This window comes from Arthrobacter globiformis (genome assembly GCF_030818015.1).
Lineage (GTDB): Bacteria > Actinomycetota > Actinomycetes > Actinomycetales > Micrococcaceae > Arthrobacter > Arthrobacter globiformis_C.
Genome location: NZ_JAUSZX010000001.1, coordinates 2,848,570 through 2,869,070, shown reverse-complemented (window position 1 = coordinate 2,869,070; position 20,501 = coordinate 2,848,570). Strand labels below are relative to the sequence as shown.

At 65.1% G+C, this 20,501-nt stretch carries 21 protein-coding genes; 15 read left to right on the top strand and 6 right to left on the bottom strand.

Translation table 11 applies throughout. The features are described 5' to 3' along the window. The first annotated feature begins 87 nt into the window (after window positions 1-87). The 9 genes from QFZ23_RS13370 to QFZ23_RS13330 all read left to right on the top strand — a co-directional run bounded on the left by QFZ23_RS13370 (window position 88) and on the right by QFZ23_RS13330 (window position 10,032). A complete protein-coding gene (locus QFZ23_RS13370; RefSeq protein WP_306923609.1) occupies window positions 88-1,287 on the top strand; it encodes a Gfo/Idh/MocA family protein in 1,200 nt (399 codons plus the stop codon). Window positions 1,288-1,467: 180 nt separating this feature from the next. Then, the gene (locus tag QFZ23_RS13365; RefSeq protein WP_306923607.1) at window positions 1,468-2,691 is read left to right on the top strand and encodes a sugar ABC transporter substrate-binding protein; all 1,224 of its coding nucleotides are present in this window, start codon (window positions 1,468-1,470) and stop codon (window positions 2,689-2,691) included. A 60-nt stretch (window positions 2,692-2,751) separates the two neighbouring features. Further along, on the top strand, window positions 2,752-3,711 hold the full coding sequence (locus QFZ23_RS13360) for a carbohydrate ABC transporter permease (protein ID WP_373427937.1): 960 nt from the start codon (window positions 2,752-2,754) through the stop codon (window positions 3,709-3,711). A 10-nt stretch (window positions 3,712-3,721) separates the two neighbouring features. Next, window positions 3,722-4,582: a carbohydrate ABC transporter permease gene (locus QFZ23_RS13355; RefSeq protein WP_306923603.1), complete on the top strand. Its 861-nt coding sequence runs from the start codon at window positions 3,722-3,724 to the stop codon at window positions 4,580-4,582. Between the two features lie 33 nt (window positions 4,583-4,615). After that, complete coding sequence (locus QFZ23_RS13350; RefSeq protein WP_306923601.1) at window positions 4,616-5,395, top strand: ThuA domain-containing protein; 780 nt, start codon at window positions 4,616-4,618, stop codon at window positions 5,393-5,395. Next, a complete protein-coding gene (locus QFZ23_RS13345; RefSeq protein WP_306923599.1) occupies window positions 5,392-6,591 on the top strand; it encodes a Gfo/Idh/MocA family protein in 1,200 nt (399 codons plus the stop codon). The genes QFZ23_RS13350 and QFZ23_RS13345 overlap by 4 nt, the downstream gene beginning before the upstream one ends. Before the next feature lie 137 nt (window positions 6,592-6,728). After that, complete coding sequence (locus tag QFZ23_RS13340) at window positions 6,729-7,946, top strand: multidrug effflux MFS transporter (protein ID WP_373427936.1); 1,218 nt, start codon at window positions 6,729-6,731, stop codon at window positions 7,944-7,946. Window positions 7,947-8,320: 374 nt separating this feature from the next. Continuing rightward, entirely contained in the window at window positions 8,321-8,683 is a 363-nt protein-coding gene (locus tag QFZ23_RS13335; protein WP_306923597.1) for a PadR family transcriptional regulator, read from the top strand. Next, window positions 8,683-10,032: a permease prefix domain 1-containing protein gene (locus QFZ23_RS13330; protein WP_306923595.1), complete on the top strand. Its 1,350-nt coding sequence runs from the start codon at window positions 8,683-8,685 to the stop codon at window positions 10,030-10,032. Before QFZ23_RS13335 ends, QFZ23_RS13330 begins: the two co-directional genes overlap by 1 nt. Before the next feature lie 252 nt (window positions 10,033-10,284). Here QFZ23_RS13330 and QFZ23_RS13325 read toward each other — a convergent pair whose 3' ends face one another. After that, on the bottom strand, window positions 10,285-10,692 hold the full coding sequence (locus QFZ23_RS13325) for a hypothetical protein (protein WP_306923594.1): 408 nt from the start codon (window positions 10,690-10,692) through the stop codon (window positions 10,285-10,287). A gap of 322 nt (window positions 10,693-11,014) precedes the next feature. On the opposite strand from QFZ23_RS13325, the gene QFZ23_RS13320 reads away from it, so the two are divergent. From QFZ23_RS13320 to QFZ23_RS13300, 5 genes are all read left to right on the top strand, one after another. Beyond that, on the top strand, window positions 11,015-11,653 hold the full coding sequence (locus tag QFZ23_RS13320; RefSeq protein ID WP_306923590.1) for a hypothetical protein: 639 nt from the start codon (window positions 11,015-11,017) through the stop codon (window positions 11,651-11,653). 337 nt (window positions 11,654-11,990) lie between these two features. Beyond that, window positions 11,991-12,329 carry a DUF1801 domain-containing protein gene (locus tag QFZ23_RS13315; RefSeq protein ID WP_306923588.1) on the top strand — a complete coding sequence of 113 codons (339 nt, stop codon included), beginning with the start codon at window positions 11,991-11,993 and terminating at the stop codon, window positions 12,327-12,329. Between the two features lie 265 nt (window positions 12,330-12,594). Next, a complete protein-coding gene (locus QFZ23_RS13310) occupies window positions 12,595-12,768 on the top strand; it encodes a hypothetical protein (protein WP_306923587.1) in 174 nt (57 codons plus the stop codon). A gap of 108 nt (window positions 12,769-12,876) precedes the next feature. After that, the gene (locus tag QFZ23_RS13305) at window positions 12,877-13,329 is read left to right on the top strand and encodes a DUF6278 family protein (protein WP_306923586.1); all 453 of its coding nucleotides are present in this window, start codon (window positions 12,877-12,879) and stop codon (window positions 13,327-13,329) included. A 285-nt stretch (window positions 13,330-13,614) separates the two neighbouring features. Next, window positions 13,615-14,052: a VOC family protein gene (locus tag QFZ23_RS13300; RefSeq protein ID WP_306923585.1), complete on the top strand. Its 438-nt coding sequence runs from the start codon at window positions 13,615-13,617 to the stop codon at window positions 14,050-14,052. 98 nt (window positions 14,053-14,150) lie between these two features. On the opposite strand, the gene QFZ23_RS13295 is transcribed toward QFZ23_RS13300, so the two are convergent. From QFZ23_RS13295 to QFZ23_RS13275, 5 genes are all read right to left on the bottom strand, one after another. Next, on the bottom strand, window positions 14,151-14,492 hold the full coding sequence (locus QFZ23_RS13295; protein ID WP_306923583.1) for a YciI family protein: 342 nt from the start codon (window positions 14,490-14,492) through the stop codon (window positions 14,151-14,153). Window positions 14,493-14,564: 72 nt separating this feature from the next. Then, complete coding sequence (locus QFZ23_RS13290) at window positions 14,565-15,626, bottom strand: Gfo/Idh/MocA family protein (protein WP_306923581.1); 1,062 nt, start codon at window positions 15,624-15,626, stop codon at window positions 14,565-14,567. A 105-nt stretch (window positions 15,627-15,731) separates the two neighbouring features. Next, a complete protein-coding gene (locus tag QFZ23_RS13285) occupies window positions 15,732-16,805 on the bottom strand; it encodes a DNA polymerase IV (protein WP_444861247.1) in 1,074 nt (357 codons plus the stop codon). A gap of 134 nt (window positions 16,806-16,939) precedes the next feature. Further along, window positions 16,940-17,077 carry a hypothetical protein gene (locus tag QFZ23_RS13280; RefSeq protein WP_306923579.1) on the bottom strand — a complete coding sequence of 46 codons (138 nt, stop codon included), beginning with the start codon at window positions 17,075-17,077 and terminating at the stop codon, window positions 16,940-16,942. A 107-nt stretch (window positions 17,078-17,184) separates the two neighbouring features. Further along, window positions 17,185-19,674 carry a PEP/pyruvate-binding domain-containing protein gene (locus QFZ23_RS13275; RefSeq protein WP_306923577.1) on the bottom strand — a complete coding sequence of 830 codons (2,490 nt, stop codon included), beginning with the start codon at window positions 19,672-19,674 and terminating at the stop codon, window positions 17,185-17,187. Between the two features lie 400 nt (window positions 19,675-20,074). On the opposite strand from QFZ23_RS13275, the gene QFZ23_RS13270 reads away from it, so the two are divergent. After that, complete coding sequence (locus QFZ23_RS13270) at window positions 20,075-20,326, top strand: hypothetical protein (RefSeq protein ID WP_306923575.1); 252 nt, start codon at window positions 20,075-20,077, stop codon at window positions 20,324-20,326. The last annotated feature ends 175 nt before the right edge of the window (window positions 20,327-20,501 follow it).

Sequence of the window (20,501 nt, the reverse complement as noted above, 5' to 3'; positions counted from 1 at the left end):
CGACACATTGAACCCGTGCCGGACTCGGCCAACGAGTTAACCGCTTAACTGCCGATTTGCACGAGCCTACTTTTCGACAGGAGGACGATGACGTCCACAACATCAGAGCCGGGAAAGCTGCGGATAGCCCTAATCGGCTACTCGTTCATGGGCTCCATTCACGCCCAGGCCTGGACCACGGCACCGAGGTTCTTCGACCTCGACGTTGTGCCCGTCCTCGCAGCGGTCTGCGGCCGCAACCAGGAAGCAGCCGAATCCTTTGCTGACAAATTCGGCATCGGCCGGGTGGAGACCGACTGGCGGGCCCTCGTGGCGGACCCGGAGATCGACGCCGTCGACATCTGCGTTCCCGGGAACCTGCACGCCGAGATTGCCATCGCCGCGCTCCAGGCCGGCAAGCACGTCCTCTGCGAAAAGCCCCTCGCCAACACACTGGCCGAAGCCGAGAGGATGGCCCTCGCAGCAGAGGAGGCGAAGGCCCGGGGCGCCCTGGCGATGGTCGGCTTCAGCTACCGCCGGACCCCGGCACTCGCCTACGCCCGGGATCTGGTCCGGGACGGCAGGCTCGGTACCATCCGCCATATCCGTGCCTCCTACTTGCAGGACTGGATCGTGGACGAGGACTTCCCGCTGGTCTGGCGACTGGAGAAGGACAAGGCAGGCTCGGGTGCGCTCGGCGACATCGGCGCACACATCATCGACCTCGCGCAGTACGTCACCGGACACCGCCTCGCCGGGATCAGTGCGCTGACGGAGACTTTCGTGAAGACCCGGCCGCTCGCCGGCTCGTCGTCCGGCCTGCGGGCCCAAGGCCACGACAAGGCTGAACAGGGCACAGTGACCGTGGATGATGCCGCCGTCATCGTCGGCCGGACAGCCGAAGGGGCGTTGGCCACGTTCGAGGCAACCCGCTTCGCCACCGGCCGCAAGAACGCCATCCGGCTTGAGGTCAACGGTTCACTCGGTTCCCTGGCCTTCGACTTCGAAGACCTCAATGAGCTCTGGTTCCATGACCACACCGACCCCGCCGAGTCGGCAGGCTTCCGCCGGATCCTCGTCACCGAGCCCACTCACCCCTACGCCGGAGCGTGGTGGCCGCCCGGACACGGGCTCGGCTACGACCACGCCTTCGTCCATCAGGCTGCCGACTTCGCCCGGTGCATCGCCCGCGGCGAGCAGCCGGAGCCATCATTCGCGGAGGGGCTGCAGATCCAGCGCCTCCTCGACGCCGCCGAAACCAGTGCCGCCCACAACGCCCAGTGGCAGGACGTAACGGCCGGCGCGTAGCCCGCCGTCGTTCCCGCCACCGGAACCACCACCGGAACCGCCCCACCAAACCAACCAAACCGCAGCGGCTGCAGGCCGTCTGGACGATCCCTTGCGCCCGGAACCACCGAATCACCGGAACCAGCAAGATACCTAAACACCGAACACCTAAACCACCGAATCACGGCAAAGGAGCCCCCAATGAAGAAAGCATCACTCACCTGCCTGATGGCCATGGCCGCCATCGCACCCCTCACCCTCACCGCCTGTGGCGGGGGCAGCAGCCAGGCCGCCGCCAATGAGAAGGTCGACTCGCTGACCGTCCTGGACTACTACAACAACGAACCTGACAAGACCCACATCCAAGGCGCGCTGGACAAGTGCGCCGCGCAGCTGGGCGTGACCCTCAAGCGCGAGACCGTCCCCGGCAAGGACCTCATCCAGAAGGTCCTCCAGCGGTCGTCCTCCCGGACCCTTCCGGATGTGCTCATGCTGGACAACCCCGACGTGCAGGAGATCGCCGCAACCGGGGGCCTGGCCCCGCTGAACGACTTCGGCGTGGACACCTCCGGCTTTGCCCAGGGCATGCTGGAGGCCGCCACATACGAGGGCAAGGTGTATGGCCTTGCCCCCACCGCCAACACGCTGGGCCTGTTCTACAACAAGGAGATGCTCGCCGCTGCCGGCATCCAGCCGCCCAAGACCTGGGATGAGCTGAAGGCAGCGGCGGAAAAGCTGACCACCGGCGACCGCTACGGCCTGGCCTTCTCCGCGATCGCCACCTATGAAGGCAGCTGGCAGTTCCTGCCCTTCATGTGGACCAATGGCGGGGAGGAAACCGACCTGAAGAGCCCCAAGGTGGCGGAGGCTCTGAGCTTCATTGACGGCCTGGTGTCCTCGGGGTCAGCGTCCAAGAGCGTGGTGAACTGGAGCCAGGCGGACGTGCGGGACCAGTTCGCTGCAGGCAAGGCCGCCATGATGATCAACGGCCCGTGGCAGATCCCCTCCCTGGCGAAGACGCCGAACATCAAGTGGGAGGCAGTCCAGGTCCCCGTCAACGCACAGGGGCTGACTCCCGTCGCCCCGCTGGGCGGCGAGGTGTGGACCGTGCCGCAGACCGGCAACAAGGCCAAGCAGGCCAAGTCCGCCGAGCTCGTGGAATGCATCAGCAGCGACGAGAACCAGCTGGCCCTGGCCAAGGAGCGCTTCACAGTGCCGACCAAGACCGCCCTCGCCGGCGAGTACGTGAAGGCCGTGCCGGAGATGGCAGCGTTCGCCGAGCAGGTGGCCAACGCCCAGTCCCGGACAGGCAAGCTTGGCAAGGAATGGCCCAAGACGGCGACGGTCATGTACACGGCGATCCAGCTGGCCCTGACTGACCAGGCGTCCCCGCAGGAGGCCTTTACGAAGGCCGAAGCGAAGTAGGCCCGGGATGAGGCAAGGACCCATCACGCAATACGGAGAGGAGCCAGAGCCGTGCCAACAATGACAACCAGCCGGGCGCCGGGAGACCTCTCCCCCGCCAGCGCGGGCACGGCAGAACGGGAAGGACGACGGCGGGGCTTCCGCCGGGAGCGCCTGGTCCAGGCACTCTTTCTGGCACCCGCTGCGCTCTTCCTCCTGCTGTTCTTCGGCTACCCCGTGGCGAAGAACGTTGTGATGAGCCTTCAGGAGTACACCACCCGGACCTTCTTCACCGGAGAAGCACCCTGGGTGGGCCTGGCGAACTATGCCACCGCCGTCGGAAGCAGCCTTTTCGGTCCGGCCATGCTCAACACGGCACTGTTCACCCTGGGTTCGATCGCGGGCCAGTTTGTCATCGGCCTGGCCCTGGCCAGTTTCTTCAAGCGGCGGTTTCCGCTGAGCGGTTTCCTTCGTTCGATGTTGCTGCTGCCGTGGCTGCTGCCGCTGATTGTCTCGAGTGCCACGTGGCGGTCGATCCTCGACCAGGACAGCGGCATCCTCAACGCGTTCCTGCGGAACCTGGGCGTCATCCAGGAACCGGTCCCCTGGCTGACCAGCCCGTCGGTGGCGCTGCTGGCCGTGGTCCTGGTCAACATCTGGGTGGGCATTCCCTTCAATGTCACCCTCATCTACGGCGGCCTTCAGGAGATTCCCGAGGAACTGTACGAGGCGGGCGCGGTGGACGGCGCAACGGGCTGGAAGGCGTTCTGGCACATTACCTGGCCCAACCTGCGCCCGGTGGTCAGCGTGGTCCTGGTCCTCGGCGTCGTCTACACGCTCAAGGTCCTGGACATCATCCTCGGCCTGACCAACGGCGGACCGGCGAACGCCACCCAGACCCTGGCCGTGCGCTCCTACCAGGAGTCGTTCGTCAACTTCCAGTTCGGCGTCGGCGCTGCCTTCAGCAACATCCTGATCCTGATCTCACTGGTGTTCGCGGTGGTTTACCTCCGCATGAACCGACGTGCGGTCGACGAGTAAGAGGACCACCATGACAACCCTGGATGTAACGACCGCGCGCTCCGCGCCGGCTCGGCCGCGGAAGGCCAACCGGCCCAAGCTGGGGCACACCGCCGTCGGACTTCTGCTTCTCGCGGTGATGCTGTTCCCGGTGTACTGGATGGTCAACGCGTCCCTGCAGCCTTCCGGCAACACCCTCACCGCGGACCTCCTGCCGCTGAACCCAAGTTTCGAGGGCTATGAAAAGGCGATCGCGCAGCAGGGCCCGAACCTGCTGACCAGCCTGGTCATCTCGCTCGGCACGGTGGTGTTCAGCCTGGCCGTCGCCGCCCCTGCTGCATATATGCTGGCGCAATTCCGGTTCCGCTGGATCAACGCCGCGCTGCTGGCGATCCTCATTTCCCAGATGATCCCCGGCATCGTGATCGCCAACGCCCTCTACGCGGCCTACAACCACCTCGGCCTGCTCAACTCCATCCCCGGGCTGATCCTGGCCGACTCGACCCACGCCATCCCGTTCGTGATTCTGATCATGCGGGCCTTCATGATGCGGATCCCGCCCAGCATCGTGGAGGCAGCGAGGGTGGACGGCGCCGGGCTGGTCCGGGCGTTCGTCTCGATCGTGCTGCCCATCAGCCGCAACTCGCTCATTACCGCGGGCCTGTTCGCTTTCCTTTTTTCCTGGAGCGACTTCCTGTTCGCCCTGACGCTGACCACCACGGAGGACGTGCGGCCCGTGACGCTGGGCATCTACCAGTACCTGGGCACCCAGGTTTCCAACTGGAGTGCGGTGATGGCGACGGCGGTGCTGTCCTCGCTGCCGGCCATCGTGCTGCTGGTCCTGGCGCAGAAGTACATCGCGGCCGGGGCCACCGGCGGCGCCGTCAAATAGCTCCTTCATCATTTTGAACCTAAGGAACCATTCATGACTGAGAACCACACTCCCCTGCGCGTCACCGTATGGGGCGAAAACCGCCACGAACAGCACCAGCCCCACGTGGCCGAGATCTATCCGGACGGCATGCACAACACCATCCGTGAGGGCATCGAGGAGAACCTTGGCCCGCGGGCCGAGGTGGCAACCGTGACCCTCGACGAGCCAGAGCACGGCCTCACCGAGGAGCGGCTGCGGGACACGGATGTCCTGGTCTGGTGGGGCCACGCCGCCCACGGCGAGGTGGCGGACGAGGTGGTGGAGCGCGTCCACCGGCACGTGCTGGCCGGAATGGGCCTTGTGGTGCTCCACTCCGGGCACTGGTCGAAGATCTTCGGCAAGCTCATGGGCACCACCTGCACGCTGCGCTGGCGCTCGGAACGGGACCGCGAGATTGTCTGGACGGTGGACCCGACCCATCCGATCGCGCAGGGCGTGCCGCACCCGTTCATCATTCCGGAGCAGGAGATGTACGGCGAGCACTTCGACATCCCCGCCCCCGACGAGCTGATCTTCCTGAGCACATTCTCCGGCGGTGAGGTGTTCCGCAGCGGGTGCACGTTCAAGCGGGGCTATGGCAAGATCTTCTTCTTCTCCCCCGGCGACCAGGACTACCCGGTTTATCACCACAGGGACGTGCGCAGGGTCATCGCCAACGGCGTGGAATGGGCCCGCACCCTGCGGCCCGAGCGCACCGACCCGGTCCTGCTGCGGTACGAGACCGAGGCGTTCTACACCGGCCACAGCTACGAGGGGGCGATGGCCAATTGAGCCGCGTCGCTACTTTGCTTGACCCTTCGGCACCTGTCCGCGTGGTCCAGGTGGGGGCGGGCGGCATGGGCCGGGCGTGGCTGCGTCTCCTGGGCGAGTCGGCCGAGGTCGAACTGGCCGGCGTCGTGGACCTCAACCCGCAGGCGGCACGGGACGCGCTGACCGCTCTGGGCCTTGGTTCCGTACCGGTGGGGGCGAGCCTGACCGAGCTGGCTGGCGCCGTCGGGGCGCAGGCGGTGGTGAACGTGACAGTCCCCGCCGCGCACCATCCGGTGAACGTCGAGGCGCACTTCCTCGGCCTGCCGGTGCTGTGCGAGAAGCCGGCGGCACCGACCGTCGCGGAAGCCCTCTCCCTCGCCGCGGTCGCCGACGCAACCGGCCAGCTGCTGATGATCAGCCAGTCCCGCCGCTACTTCCGGACGCTCGGCGCCTTCAAGCGGCAGGCTGCCCGGCTCGGTGAGATCGGGCTGCTTACCTGCGACTTCTTCAAGGCGCCGCATTTCGGTGGCTTCCGGGAGGAGATGGAACACGTGCTGCTGGTGGACATGGCCATCCACGCGTTCGACGCCGCGCGGTACCTCCTCGGCCGGAACCCGGTATCCGTGTACTGCGAGGAGTTCAACCCCGGCTGGAGCTGGTACGCCGGGGATGCGGCTGCCACGGCCGTCTTCGAGATGGACGGCGGGACGCGCTTTGTCTACACCGGAAGCTGGTGCGCCGACGGACTGGAAACCTCGTGGAACGGCAGCTGGCGGATCAACGGAGCCAACGGCACCGCGGCCTGGGACGGCGCCGCGGCGCCGGTCGCGGAGCATGTTGCCGGGGCTGTGGCGGACGGCGGCCAGCCGGGTTCTGCTTCTTCCTCGCCGGATTCTTTGGCTGCGGAGGGCGAGACCCCGGAAGAGATCGCCGGGGCGCTGGCGGAGTTCGTCCGGAGCCTCCGGACAGGTGAGGTTCCTGCGGGTGAGATTCATGCGAACGTCCTGAGTCTGGCCATGGTCGAGGCGGCCGTGAGGTCTTCGCAGACCGGGCAGAAGGTGCTCATCTGGGACGTGCTGGATGACGCGCACCGGCAGGCGCTCGCCGTCGAGTCGGTCCCCGCCGCCAGGGAGGTCCTGGCCTCGTGGGCATCGCCGCTCGAGGCCCTGGAGCGGGCTGGCCATTCAGAGCAGTCCGTTTCCATGACGCTGGGGTAGGCGCCGCGGCGGGAGTCCTTCCTGGAACGGGTACCAGCAGGGACTCCCACAGCGTTGTAAACGCTGGTTAGGTGGAACGGCACCGCATCACCGCCGTCGAACTGGCGGCAGCCCTCTACCCCTTGAACGGAGGCAGCGTGACTGTGACCGACGCTCCGGTGACCACGCGCGAACAGGCAGTCGGACGGCCATTGGCAATTGTCCTTGGCCTGCTGACCATCTTCGGTCCGATTTCCATGGACCTGTACCTGCCGGTCCTGCCGGCCCTGACGGCGGAGCTTGGAAGCTCCACATCTACAGCGCAGCTGACCATCACCGCGTGCCTGCTCGGACTGGCCATCGGCCAGGTGATCGCGGGCCCGCTGTCGGACCGCTTCGGCCGCCGGCTCCCGCTGCTGATCGGCGTCTCCGCCTACACAGTCACGTCCGTTCTCTGTGCCGTCAGCCCCACCGTGGAGACGCTGATCACTGCTCGGTTCGTCCAGGGCCTGGCCGGCGCTGTGGGCATTGTGATTGCGCAGGCAGCCGGGCGGGACGTGTACGAGGGCGCCAAGCTCCTCCGCTACTACGGCCGCCTGACTGTGCTCGGCGGACTGGCGGCGATCGTTGGGCCGGTCATCGGCGGCCAGCTGGCCGCCGTCACCGACTGGCGCGGCGTCTTCCTCTTCCTCGCGGCGGTCGGCGTGGCAATCCTGGTGGCCTGCCTGGTGATTTTCAAGGAGACACTTCCGGCTCAAAGGCGGGCGGCAGGCGGGTTTGCGCACACCCTGCAGGACTTCCGTCGCCTGCTGGCGGACCGTGTGTTCGTCGGCGCCGTGCTGATCACGGGCTTTACGTACTCTGCGATCTTCGCCTACCTCAGCGGCGCCACGTTCGTCCTGCAGGGCATTTACGGGCTTTCGCCGCAGGGCTACTCGTTTGCTTTCGGCCTGAACTCCCTGGGGTTCATGATCTTTGGCTTCTTTGGCGGCCGGCTGGCCGAACGGTGGTCGGAGAAGGCGACGCTGGTGATCGGGCTGGCGATGGCTACCGCCGGTTCGCTCGGACTGCTCGTCACCGCGCTCCTGCACCTGCCCCTGATTGCGGTGATCCTGTCCCTCTTCACGATGGTGGGCGGCGTGGCGGCGGCCAGCCCGCCTGCGACCTCCCTGGCGCTGAAGGGCTATCCGGACATTGCCGGCACCGCGTCGTCGCTGCTGGGCCTGGCCAGGTTCGCTTTCGGCGGCGTCGCCGCACCGCTGGTGGGCATCGGCGGGGCGGACAACGCCCTTCCGTTCGGCATCGTCACGGTCGCGTCGGTCGCAGCTGCAGTGGCCTGCCTCGGGCTGATTCGGGCGCGCACGACGGCGGGGTGAATCTTCTCTGATGTGCGTCCCTGACGGGTCGTGCGAGCCGTGGACGCTCTCGCGAAACCGACCACGAGTGAAGAGATGAGCGGCTGTGTGCCATAGAGAGCTGCGTGTGGCCTTGCCATGGACTCGCGCCCATTGTCACTCTCCGAGCCGTGCCGGGTCGGCCGCCTGGTGGGTGTAACAGTCTGCCGGTGCCCGGGAGGACGGCCTGAATGGTACCCACCGCACGACCGGCCGGGCATTTGGTTCCGGTTTGATTGGTGCCCACCTTCACCGTTGATTCCATCAGTTTGGAATCAACGTGCGGGAGTGCCGATGACGTTCATACCTAGAGCTACTATGTTTGATACCCTTCAGATCTAGGTATAGGAGGCGCAGTGCGCATTGACAAGGACCTGGTCGCTGCCTCGGCCACCCCGCTTGTGCTGGGCATCCTGTCGGACGGGGACCTGTACGGCTACGCAATCCTCAAGCGGGTGAGTGAGCTGTCGGGCGGTGGCATGCAGTGGACCGACGGGATGCTCTACCCGCTGCTGCACCGACTCGAGCGTCTCGGCTACGTATCGTCGTTGTGGGGTACCTCCGACGCCGGGCGCCGGCGTAAGCACTACACAATCACGCCAGCGGGCCGGGAAGCACTCGCCGACCGGCAGGAGCAGTGGACCGTCGTCGCAGACGCACTGCGCCAGGTGTGGCAGACCACGCCGCGGTTCCCTGCCGCCGTGGAGGGGTGGGCGTAATGGAGTCACACGCGGAACTGGAGGCCCAGATCGACCGGTGGCGCGGATTTGTTCAGCGTAGCCAGGCGATCTCACCCGCGGACGTTGACGAGCTGGAGGACCACCTGCGCGAGCAGATTGCCGACCGGCAAGCGACCGGCTTGGATGATGAGGAGGCTTTCCTCGTCGCCATCAAGCGCCTAGGCAACCTCGACGCCGTCTCCCACGAGTTTGCCCGCGAACACTCCGACCGGCTGTGGAAGCAGCTCGTCCTAGTTCCGGAGCGTTCCGACGACGCCGGCACGCCACCCTGGCGCGAGCTGGCAGTCGTCCTTGCACTGGCTGTCGGGGCGGGCGTGGCGGTCAAGGCCGGCCTTGCATGCATCAACGGAGGCGAAGCGCTGATGCGCAACGTGGGCCTGCTCGTCTTCCCCTTCCTGGCCGCGTACTTCGCGTGGAAGCGCCGATTCTCCGTGGCGGTGACGGTGACACTATTCGTCCCCTTCGCCGGTCTGGCAGTCGCGCTCAACCTCTACCCGTTTGCGTCAGGCGGTTCCACCGGGATGCTCGCCGCCATCCACGCCCTGGTGGTCTTGTGGCTGCTGGCCGGAGGGGCCTACCTCGGAGGGAGGTGGCGGTCCGACAGGCGACGCATGGACTTCGTCCGGTTTACCGGTGAGCTCGCGATCTACTTCACGCTACTAGCGCTCGGGGGCGCCGTCCTGATCGCGCTCACACTCGCCACCCTCCGGATCATGGGCGTCAACTTCGAACCGGTCCTGGAAGACTGGATCCTGCCGTTCGCGGTGCCCGGGGCGCTTGTGGTCGCGGGCTGGCTCGTCGAAGCCAAACAGCAGGTCGTCGAAAACATCGCGCCCGTCCTGACGCGCGTGTTCACCCCCTTGACGGTTGTCATGCTGCTGGTGCTTCTGCCCGTGCTTGCCTCCGCGGGTGGTTTCGTCGACATCGACCGGGACCTGCTCATCCTCATGGACGCAATCCTCGTGCTCGTGCTGTGCCTGTTGCTCTACTCGATTTCCGCCCGCGACTCGCTCGCTCCTCCCGGGCTGTTTGATGCCCTGCAGTTGGTCCTGGTGGTCGCGGCCCTTGGTGTCGATGCCGTGATGTTGACGGCGATGCTTACGCGTATCGCCGAGTTCGGCTACAGCCCCAACAAGATCGCCGCGCTTGGCCTAAACGTTGTACTTCTGGTCCACCTGTTCGGGGCGGCATGGCTCGCCGTCGGATTCCTGCGCGGCCGGCGCCCGTTCACCGCCGTCGAGCGCTGGCAAACACGGTACCTGCCGGTCTACGGCGCCTGGGCCGCCGTCGTAGTTCTGCTCTTCCCTCCCCTGTTCGGGTTCGCCTAAGAGCGCTTCCGCTAAACGCTTGAGCAGCAGGGGTCGACTCCGGCAGCCCAGCCCAGTCAAGGTTCGCCCGGCATGAAGCCCAACCAGGGTAACCATGAAGCCCAACCGGGGTAAGCACGGGCCCTGACTAGCCGGGACGGGGAACTTCGTCGCGGAGCTCCTCAAGTTGATGCTCAAGTGCCCGAACGCGCCGGAGTCTCTGCCGTCCGTCTAGAGCGCTTGCCTTCATGGATTCCCCAGGTGCAAGCCGCCCTACTTGTCTCCTGTTACCCCCGATGTGCCGCTCGCAAAACCGCCGAGCCTGTCGCGAAGCGCGTCATACCAATCGCTGAGGTATGGGTCGACTGAGCCATCCCGCTTCTGGATGTACCGATCATCAAGACGGCCGGGACCTGATTGAAGGGTGGGGAGCACCCACTCCCGCGCCTTCTCCACCGCTTGGGCTGAGCCGTCCGTCCTTTGGTCCATCGCAAGCGACTCATACTCCCGCGCCAACTCGGGCAGCCGGATGAGCCCCAGTAGCGTGGCGAAGGCCAGCATGTCTAGGGTCACGGCTTCCATGTCGGTGGCCTGCGGATCGGCCCGCCTTGCAGCGGAGGGATACCCCACCCACTCACCCCGCCCGTTCGGGAAGATGTTCCACTTCTCCTGATACCCCATGCTGGCCACAATAGCGGTGGCTACGCCAACAGGACCGTCCCGCAGTTATCGGCAGCGTCACGAAGAAAGGAGCAGGCTCTGCGATTGACACTTATGGGAGCGTCAGGTGTGCACGGCAAAAGCTATTTCAATAGGGCCAACATGTAGCGCTGAACTCCACAGGGCAGCGATTTCGGAGGCTCGCCGAAGGCAGGCCAGAAACGGTCGTTGTTGACCTCCCAGCTGTCGCTGACCGTGAGATGTGTTCCCGAGACATCCACCCGCCAGCGGGTCTCGACACGGACGGCGGCTGCATCGCCCCCAAACTGTAGGCTTTGCGCTCGTGTACATAGGTCATTTCGCCGCGGCAGCGGCCATTCTCACTGTGGCGCCCGAGGCGCCCGCTCTGCCCATCGCCGTCGCGGTCGCTTGGCCCGACCTTGTGTGGCCTGCGCTGGTTTTCGCCGGCAGGGAGCGGCTAAGGGTAGACCGCGACAATCCGTTGCAGACGGGGGTCGAATTCACCTCCTACCCGTATTCTCATTCGCTGGTTCTCGGCGGCGCACTTAGCCTCTTGCCGGCGCTGTTGGCCGGCCTGATCTACCAGAGTGCTCTTGTCGGCGTGCTTTTCTGGATTGGCGTCTTGTCGCACTGGCTTCTTGATGCAGTGGTTCACCTCCGTGACCTGCCAATTCGAGGATGGGGCCAAAGTGACCGCCTTATCGGGCTTGGCTTGTGGTCGCGCCCCCGCCTGGCCTTCGCTCTCGAGTATGCGTTCTTCGCGGCAACGGTTCTCGTGCTGGCCCCGTCCTCCATGCATGTCGGGCTGCTGGGCGGCGGTTTGCTGCTTCACCTTTTCAACATCAATTCCTTTTTCGGGTTCACGAAAAATAACCCGTTCGGGACGCCCAAACGGTTCGCACTTCTGGCACTAGTGGGATATGCCTTCGCGACCGTCTGGTTCACAATGTCCTGGCAGTAGCTTCTTCATGATTCCTGTCGAGTACACACTCCCGGAGATGCGCAGCCGGCTCTGTTTGCCAGGCGTCATACTCTGGAATCGTGATCTGCCCCCAGTTGGACTTGGTCAACCCGGGGCAGAACGCCGAGTTGCGCGTCGCCGGTTGTAAGCGCATCATCGTCGACCACGAAGAGCCCAGCCGGATCGCGGATTGCCTCGATTGGGTCGCATGCCTCGACTACTTCCGCCCTGGCGACGTAGGCTTGGCGCCGTCGCCGGTCGCAGACGCCTCGGTGGTCCACGGGCGCACGAGGCCGGCTACAACAAGTGCCTGACAATTTGAAGGAGGCCTGACACGATGTTCACGAAGAAGGGTGACGCAGCCGTTCTCACCAAACTCAGCGAAGCCCCCGCACAGTACCGGGAGATTGGAGAGCGCCTGCATCGCATCATCCGGGAGAGCGCGCCCTCGTTAGAGCCGATCGTCCGCTGGGGACTCCCGTTCTATGTGAAGGACGGCAAGGACATCTGCTACATCAAACCGGATAAGGACTTCATAGCGTTCGGCTTTGGCGAAGTTGTGAACCCCGCACGCGAGGAGGGCGCCAACATGCACCCGGTCGCCTGGACCATCACCTCGCTGGATGCTACGACTGAGGCCAAGATTCGCGCGCTCGTCGAGAAAGCGGCTGCCTGACACGGTCCCGTGCCACCCAGTGGGTGCCTGCCGTCTTCAGGGCGAGCAGGTGCCAGGCGTTTGACCGGGGAGAGCTTTGGCTGTTTCCGCGCAGCTTCCTCCTGGGCTTTGGCGATCCGCCATCTGGGACCGTAACGGGTCCCGCAGGAGGTTCCCCAACGGCGAGACCGGAGGAAGAGGCTCAGTCACGGTTGAGTTTCAACCCGACGCCGCGAGTAGATCGTACAAGGGCAAGGCAGGGCAGGAAACCGTCCTCATCTCGTCCATGCCCCAGACCTGCACCGGTGGGGAGTCCTATCCCAACGGGGACCCGCTGGACACGAATCAACGAGTCCTCATCTTCGCCACCGAGCAGGACCGCGAGTGGTTCACGATGACCCCTGACCAGGGGGTCGTCCCGTTCGAACAGGGCGCTCCTTTGCCATTCAACCCCGGCTAGCGGGGAATGTCCTTGCGTCCACTGCACCAGATGGTCAGTTTTCGCCCGGTCAGGGTTCGGCTCCCGGTAATCCGACCAACGCGAAATGGGTGTGCTTAGGATGACCACATGGGCATCCCCGAAGATCCCGACGAACCTCTGCAGAAACTGCCGGCGGGAATGCCGAGAAGGTACGCAGAATATAAGCCAGTCACTTCGGATGCCGTGGTACCCCCGCCAACCAACGTCGGCGGATACGACGAACTCCACAGCTATTTCCAAGAGCGAGGTCAAACACTGCTACGCAAAGCAGAAAGCCTCGCCACTCTTGATCAGGCCATCAATGATGGTTTGCCGGCCGAGCTTGCCCGCCCTATCGGCATGTTCTACGGAGATCTCCTCACGCACACAGTTCCCGGCGCCCACTGGGAAGTAATCGAGGAGGGATACCCTCGGGTTCGTATCACCAGGAACAATGCCGTCGACGTCGTTCGAGTCGCGCTAGGACGCCTGGCTACCCCGGAGCCCACACTTGAACAAAACTATGCCCACGTCCTCGAAGTGGTTCGGCGAGAGCCGTAGAAGGAAAACTGGCCGGCTGGGTCCGACTCTTCGCAACGACCGCAGGTGGGTATCAAGTATCTATTCTGTCCGCTGGTGGTTCCTCTGGTGATCATCGCCAAGCGTGCAAATGCAGGAATAAATGCCCTCCAAGAATCTGCGCGCAGGTTTCTGAGGAGTGAAGAGACAGCAGCACACCCCAACTTGCTGGTTTGGGCACTCTGTTGACATTGACTCCCGGAACTTGTTCAGTCGAGTCCCGGCTCGCCACTGGAGCTAATCGGTCCGCCTTGGTAGCTTCAACGCATGGCCATCAAACTTGAGAACGTCGGTATCGCCGTTCGCGACCTCGAAGCAGCAATCGCGTTTTTCACCGACCTGGGGCTCACGGTCGTCGGCCGTGATACGGTCAGCGGCGAGTGGACCGAGACGGCCGTCGGCCTTGATGGCAACCACGCCAAAATTGCGATGCTCCAGACACCAGACGGTCATGGTCGACTTGAGCTCTTCGAATACATCCACCCCAAAGCGATCGAGTCGAACCCAACTCGTCCCAACGACATCGGCATGCACCGCGTGGCCTTCTCGGTCGACGACATAGACAAAGCCCTTGAGGTAGCTGCGAAGCACGGATGCCGTCCGCTTCGCGGCGTGGCGACCTACGGCGACGTCTACAAACTCACGTACCTCCGCGGTCCCAGCGGAATCCTCGTGATGCTCGCCGAGAAACTGAAGAAAGACTGACACCCGGATCGGCCCATAGCCAGACCATTTGGGTCGCTCGTCCCATCACCTGGAGTTCTTCCGGGCGAGCCCAGAGGCGGGGATCACCCAGCCCAAACCTAGCTGGCGGGGTCGTATTGGAAAGCGCGCACCTCCTGCGCGCAACGGCAGGCGACCGCCATCTTCGCGGCCCACTCCAAGGCCGCACCGTACGAGGGCAGCTCCAGCACCGAGTAGCCGCCCTCCAGCTGCGTCGTCTGCGGGTAGGTGCCATCGCGCACGGTCCCATCGCCGTCGACCATGACGGGCGGGATGCTCTCATCGATGCCGCCGCCGAACACCCAGACGCCGGCGTCCTTCGCCTCCTGAACGATTGCGTGCGCCGCATCCGAAACGGCCTGCAGGTCTTCGTCAGGGAAGACCATGGCGGCACTCGGAAACGAGATCAGATACTTGGTCATCGCGTCGACTCCTTCATCGCAGCACGGGCATCGCTTTCATCCTCGCCGATGCCATCGTGCCGCGCAAAGGTCTCAGCGGTCCCGGTGCCCCTTCACGGACCAGCTAACGACTGCGCCAGCGCCAGAATGTGGTTTCGCTTCAGACGCCCCCTCTGGGGTCCGCGCCGCCGTGTCGAGGGCTTCCAACACCCGCGCATTGTTGGCCGCGTCCGCGAGATCGTAGCGGAGCGGCGTACCGTTTAAGACGCTGTCGGCGAAGTGTTCGCCCATCCGTACGAAGTGGTTTTCGCCCTTGACCTCGTGATAGATAGTGTCCTGCCCGAAGTGATGCTCCTCCAGGACCGAATCCTCCTCCAAGAGCCCAAAAGGATTGTCGAGGTAGAGCCGGCCCTCGGTGCCCGTGAGTTCTAAAAAGTTGCGACGCTCGAGGTTCACCCCGGTATCAAAAAGCGCGGTTGCGCTGCCGGGGAAGCGCAGCATGCCCGCAATGCTGGTGTCAATCAGACCTCCGTCGTTGGCGTCGCGGTAGTTGCCAAAGGCGGCGACTCCACTCGGCTCCTGCGCCGTGACCATCCGGCTCACGTTGACGCAGTAGCACCCCGTGTCGAAAAGTGCGCCGCCGCCAAGCCCGGAATACCAGCGGATGTTGTCGTCCCCGCCCGCGTCGAAGGAGTGTCCGACGTGGACAAATGTCAGCTTGCCCACCGCATGGGCCGCGAGCAGCTCTTGCAGCTTCTCGAAACGCGGGTGAAAACGGTACATGAAGCCTTCCATGACTCTGAGCCCGGTCTCGTCGGCCTTGCGCGCAATCTCCTCGCACTCGGCGGCACTCATCGCCAAGGGTTTTTCACAGAGGACGTGCTTGCCTGCGTCCAGGGATTTTAGGATCCACTCGAGGTGCAGTGCGTTCGGCAGCGGAATGTAGACAGCGTCGATGTCTGGGGAGGCGAGGAGCGCCTCATAAGAGCCAAACGCCTGCGGGATGCCGTGCTTGTCGGCGTATTCCCTAGCCTTTTCCTCAGTGCGGGAAGCGATGCCTACGACTTCACCGTTTTTCGTTTCCTGTAATGCCGGAATCGTCTTGCGGACGATGCGGGCACTGCCCAGGACGCCCCAACGCAATTTTTCGCGCATTGAACTCTCCTTTTTTCACAACCTACCCCGACTGAGAACGGTACTGTCGAGGCCCAGCTTCCGCACGCGAACAGGCCGGACGGCTCAAAAAAGGGAGCGACGCCGTCACCAACCACCGCGCGTCGGCGTGTGTCCCTTTCGGGCATCGTCGGGCATGGCCATTTCGGCCCGCAGGCCCAGGAGCCGGATCGGACGGCCCGCTTCGATTCCGGCTGCGAGATCCAAGGCCCGGGCGAGGATTTCGTTCCGGTCGAATGTCTCGGGCATCTTCCTCGCGTGGGTCTTGGTGAAGAACGGCGCGTACCGAACCTTGAGGGTCAGCCCGACCACGGGCCGTCCTTCGGCCACAACGTCCTCCAGGACACGCGCTGTCAGCTCCCGCACGGCGTCGTCCACCTGGACAGGCTCGGTCAGGTCGCGCTGGAAGGTGGTCTCCCGGCTATGCCCGCGGGCAACCCACGGGGTGTCGTCCACAACGCTGGCGCCGTCGCCGCGTCCGAGCTCCGCGTACCAGGGACCCATCTTGGGGCCAAACTCCGGGACCAGGTCTTGGGGGTCGGACGCGGCGAGCTCGGCGACTGTGTTGATGCCGAGTTTGGCCAGCCGACCCGACACTTTGGTTCCGACGCCCCACAGGTCCTTGGTGGGCCGACTGCCCATGACCTCTAGCCAGTTCCCGGCGGTGAGACGGAAGACGCCGGCCGGCTTGCCGAAACCGGTGGCGACCTTGGCTCGGACCAGGGTGTCGCCGATGCCCACGCTGCAATGCAGCTGCGTCCGCTTCAGGACGGCGGCCTGCAGCTGCCGGGCGTAGGCTTCCGGATTCTCTGTCTCAGTGCCTACAAAGGCTTCATCCCAACCCAGCACCTGCACGATGGCGCCGGGTTGCGCGCGCAGGGTAGCCATCACCGTTTCAGACGCCGCGAGGTAGGCCTCCTGGTCGACGGGCAGGATCACAGCGTCGGGCACTTTCCGGGCCGCAATGCGTAGGGGCATGCCGGAACCCACGCCGAACGCCCTGGCTTCGTAGGATGCGGTGGACACCACAGCCCGTTCCGTGGGGTCGCCCCGGCCCCCGACAATGAGCGGCTTGCCCGCAAGCTCCGGCCGCCGGAGCACTTCGACCGCCGCGATGAACTGGTCGAGATCGACGTGCAGCACCCACCGGATTCCGCTCACGCCACCAGTCTGCCCTAAAGTTCCCGGGCAGGCACCGGCTCCAGTAAGCACGACGACGAGGCCGCCTAATATGCCCTTGGCAATTGCGCCCTTTCGTCTGTTTCAACTCGGGCGATCGCGATTGGGGCCGTCAATCACCCATACAATTTCTCACCCCTTTGAGCGATCGCTTCTTCACGCTCCAGGAGGAAGCGCAGGAACGCGGCCTGGTTGTCGATTTCCCGCTGCTTGCGGGGAGAGATCCAGTCCAGCATTTCTTTGTCGTCAGCCATTGTGTTCACCCCTTTCACCCTCGTATTTATGCTCACCCCGTTCGGGCAAGATAGGCGAAAGTTTCGGGCAAGATAGGCGAAGGTCTTGTCTACAGCGATTCTGGCCCCTAACCGTCAGCACCGGACGCCAGGACCGTACCAGAACTGCCGTCCACAATGACGCGCTGCCCCTCGGCCAGGATGCGCGTGCCCGTGCCGGTCCCCATGACGGCGGGGATTCCGTACTCCCTCGCCACGATCGCCGCGTGGGAGCCCAGCCCTCCCATGTCGACGACGACGGCGGCAGCGCGCTGGAACAGCGGCGTCCAGGAAGGATTCGTGTACGGGCACACCAGGATGTCGCCGCTGCGCAGCCGGCCGAACTGGTCCGGTCCCCTGATGATCCTCACGGGCCCTTCCGCGTGGCCGCGGCTGGCCGGCGTACCGGAGACCAGGACACCGGCAGCACTGCGGCGGTTCCTGAATAGCAGCGCCGCATCCAGCAGCGGAATCCCTTCGAATTCACGGCGCTTGGCCGCCCTGGCCTGCAGGAGCGGCCGGTAATGCTGCCGAACGGAAGCCGGCAGCGCGCCGCCGTCGTCCGTTATCGCCTCCAGTTCCTCAAACCGCAGGTGGTAGATGTCCCTGACGTCATCAATGACACCGACGGCAACGAGACGCCGGCCGAGCTCCCGGTACGCGCGGCGCATGGGCGGGATGACTTTGGTGGCGTAGAAGTGGCTGTCCTCGCGGAACGCCATGCCAGCCCGGGCGTCGTCGACGGCGGCCAGCACGTGCCGCCGGATACGCCTGAATCGAAGGAGCGGATGGCGCTTCAGCTCCGCCAGCGCCGCGCCGGTCTGGTCGGCCGTGCGGGGCCGCTGGCCCAGGAGCGCCTTGACGAGCCCCAGCACAACCCCGGGGGCCTCGGACCAGGTGGGTGAACTGCTCAGCACAACGCTGACCGTTTCGCGGTTCCCGTATTCGCGCAGGAACCGAGCGAACGCCTCGCGGAAGGCGGCGTGCGTCGGGTCCCGCTCCACGAGCTGCAGCAAGGCCGGCCCGTCGGATGACGCAAAGGCGCCGGCCAGCCGCGGATCCGCACGGACCACCCCGGCCAGCTGCTCCAGGGACCGGTTCGCCTGGCTCGTCATGGTTTCCGCACCCGCGACCAGGGCGGAGGCCAGCCTCGTCCTGCCCAGCAGGACGAGCATCAGGCGCAGCCGAAGCATGGGCAGGAATATGCCGGGCATGTAGGAGCTGCGCAGGTCGGTGATGCCCCGCATCGTGGCGAAGGACTCCCGCGCAACGCCCACGACCTCGGACCAGGGCAAGGGTTCGGGGTCCCGTGCGTTCAGCCGATCCACCTCCTCCAGGAAGGTGATGAACCGGGAATCGTTCTTCCAGTCGGCCATTTTGAACTGCCTCGCGCGGCGGGCCAGGGTCAGCGGTGCGGCCAGAACGCGGGGCGTTAGCCGCGGGGACGGGGGCACGAGCTGGACCACCACGCCATCTTCCTCGGGCAGCAGCTCCTCGACCCCGGGAAACTGTACTCCAACGCTGCCGGCCATCCGGTGCAGCATGGCCAGGATCCCCTGCTCCATCCAGCCGGACACATCCAACGGGTAGGGCCGTTCCTGGAACATTTCGATGAAGAACGGACCGACCCGCCGCTGGATCGCGTTGAGCCGCAGCGGCTGCGGCGGCAGTGCTGTCATGGGCCTCGATTGCAGGACATGGATTTGGCCGCCGGCCAGCGCCCACTCGATATCCTGCGGCCGGCCGAAGTGCTCCTGCGCCCTGCGGCCCAGGCCGGCCAACTCCCGCAGCTGTTCCGCGGTCAGGGAGGGGACCGAGCTGCGGCTGCCGGGCTGTTCCCGCGTGCCGCCGCCTGCGTCCGGGCTGATCACCACCTCCCCGCCGCCGGGACGGAAGCTGCGGATCCTGCCCGTGCGGTCCAGCACGTAGTGTTCCGGCGTCACTCTTCCCGAGACCACCGCCTCCCCCAGGCCCGGACTCGCGTCCACAACGATCTCACCGCGCTCACCCGTGACCGGGTTCGCCGTGAACATGACGCCTGCGACGTCCGCCAGCGCCATCTTTTGGACGACGACGGCGATCGCCACCTCCCGCGGGTCGATCCCCTGCCGCCGCCGGTAGGCAATGGCCCGGTCAGTCCAAAGGGAAGCCCAGCAGTCACCGACCGCCTTGGCCACTGCCTCCTCGCCGACGACATTCAGGAATGTGTCCTGCTGGCCGGCGAACGCCGCCCCGGGCAGGTCTTCGGCAGTGGCGCTGGAACGCACTGCCACGGCGCCCCCTCCCAGGGCCGCATATGCCTGGCCAATCTCCGCCCGCAAAGCCGCCGGCATGCCGAAGCGCGCGAACAGCGCACGGAGGGCCCCGCCGTCGGGCATGTTTTGATCCATGCCGTCCAGGGCCGCCCCGAGCCCCGTCGCTGCGAGGAGCAAGCGGTAGGCGTCCGTCGTGACGATGAATCCCTCAGGCACCGGAAACCCTTGCCGCACCAGTTCGCCCAAGGCGGCACCCTTCCCGCCAGCGGCGGCGAGGTCCGTCCGGCCGAATTCAGCGAGGGGGCCGGTTGTCTTACGTGTCATCCGGGGCTCCTCGTGGCGGTTGGCAGCAGGGTCTTCGCTGGCGGACGCCGCACGGCCATCCGGACGTGTAAAAGCTACTCCGCCGTCACTTGCTCGCATAGTGTTTGACCACTAAGAATGGCTTTCGCCGCCGGGTTGCGCGACATTACAGGTGCCTCTTGACCCCTCCCTGCATCGGGACCACACTCGTTACTGATTACCAATTTACAGATTCGTGAATTCTTCTCGGCACCTCAAAGGCAGCAGCGTTGACGGTCCGGCGCCGCGACGGGGGCAGGTGGGCATGAGTACCTAGGCGATGTGTCTTTTGGCGATTTCTGCACGTCATGCGGCGCCCTGAAGCGCAAGCCCCGACGGCCGCAGTCAATTTATGTAGGGTCTCAAATCCGAGGAGCACGTCATGGGCCAACGGCCGATTGATGAGTGGTGGAATGAGCTTGATGAGCCCACGAAGAAGTGGCTCATCGAAAATCCCGGTTGCGTGGTTCTTCCGCGGACCGTGGCAAACGTGGTGTACCAGGCCTCAGGCGGCCACGTCGCCCAGGACCAGCACGGCGAACACCAGCTGTCACAAGCAGAGCAGTCCTTTCTCAGGGCCAAGTGCAAAGCGGCCGGGGCAGCGACCGGCAGAAAACGGAACCTTACCGGCTGATGGTCAACGGCTTCACCGCCAATACACACGATGCCCGCTGCAGGAGAACGACGGCGGCCCCCGCCACGCGGTTGTTCGCGCCGTAAACACGCCATTATGGCCCCCAAGAGCACAACGGAACGGGGACCGTCTGCAGCAGACGGTCCCCGCACCCTTGGTTTCAGATCAGCAGTTG

What these genes read in the sequence shown, in the direction of transcription:
- QFZ23_RS13370 (WP_306923609.1), top strand. Translation starts at nt 88, where the DNA reads ATGACGTCCACAACATCAGAGCCGGGAAAGCTGCGGATAGCCCTAATC.
- QFZ23_RS13365 (WP_306923607.1), top strand. Translation starts at nt 1,468, where the DNA reads ATGAAGAAAGCATCACTCACCTGCCTGATGGCCATGGCCGCCATCGCA.
- QFZ23_RS13360 (WP_373427937.1), top strand. Translation starts at nt 2,752, where the DNA reads ATGACAACCAGCCGGGCGCCGGGAGACCTCTCCCCCGCCAGCGCGGGC.
- QFZ23_RS13355 (WP_306923603.1), top strand. Translation starts at nt 3,722, where the DNA reads ATGACAACCCTGGATGTAACGACCGCGCGCTCCGCGCCGGCTCGGCCG.
- QFZ23_RS13350 (WP_306923601.1), top strand. Translation starts at nt 4,616, where the DNA reads ATGACTGAGAACCACACTCCCCTGCGCGTCACCGTATGGGGCGAAAAC.
- QFZ23_RS13330 (WP_306923595.1), top strand. Translation starts at nt 8,683, where the DNA reads ATGGAGTCACACGCGGAACTGGAGGCCCAGATCGACCGGTGGCGCGGA.
- QFZ23_RS13325 (WP_306923594.1), bottom strand. Translation starts at nt 10,692, where the DNA reads ATGGGGTATCAGGAGAAGTGGAACATCTTCCCGAACGGGCGGGGTGAG.
- QFZ23_RS13315 (WP_306923588.1), top strand. Translation starts at nt 11,991, where the DNA reads ATGTTCACGAAGAAGGGTGACGCAGCCGTTCTCACCAAACTCAGCGAA.
- QFZ23_RS13310 (WP_306923587.1), top strand. Translation starts at nt 12,595, where the DNA reads ATGCCCCAGACCTGCACCGGTGGGGAGTCCTATCCCAACGGGGACCCG.
- QFZ23_RS13305 (WP_306923586.1), top strand. Translation starts at nt 12,877, where the DNA reads ATGGGCATCCCCGAAGATCCCGACGAACCTCTGCAGAAACTGCCGGCG.
- QFZ23_RS13300 (WP_306923585.1), top strand. Translation starts at nt 13,615, where the DNA reads ATGGCCATCAAACTTGAGAACGTCGGTATCGCCGTTCGCGACCTCGAA.
- QFZ23_RS13295 (WP_306923583.1), bottom strand. Translation starts at nt 14,492, where the DNA reads ATGACCAAGTATCTGATCTCGTTTCCGAGTGCCGCCATGGTCTTCCCT.
- QFZ23_RS13290 (WP_306923581.1), bottom strand. Translation starts at nt 15,626, where the DNA reads ATGCGCGAAAAATTGCGTTGGGGCGTCCTGGGCAGTGCCCGCATCGTC.
- QFZ23_RS13280 (WP_306923579.1), bottom strand. Translation starts at nt 17,077, where the DNA reads ATGGCTGACGACAAAGAAATGCTGGACTGGATCTCTCCCCGCAAGCAG.
- QFZ23_RS13275 (WP_306923577.1), bottom strand. Translation starts at nt 19,674, where the DNA reads ATGACACGTAAGACAACCGGCCCCCTCGCTGAATTCGGCCGGACGGAC.
- QFZ23_RS13270 (WP_306923575.1), top strand. Translation starts at nt 20,075, where the DNA reads ATGGGCCAACGGCCGATTGATGAGTGGTGGAATGAGCTTGATGAGCCC.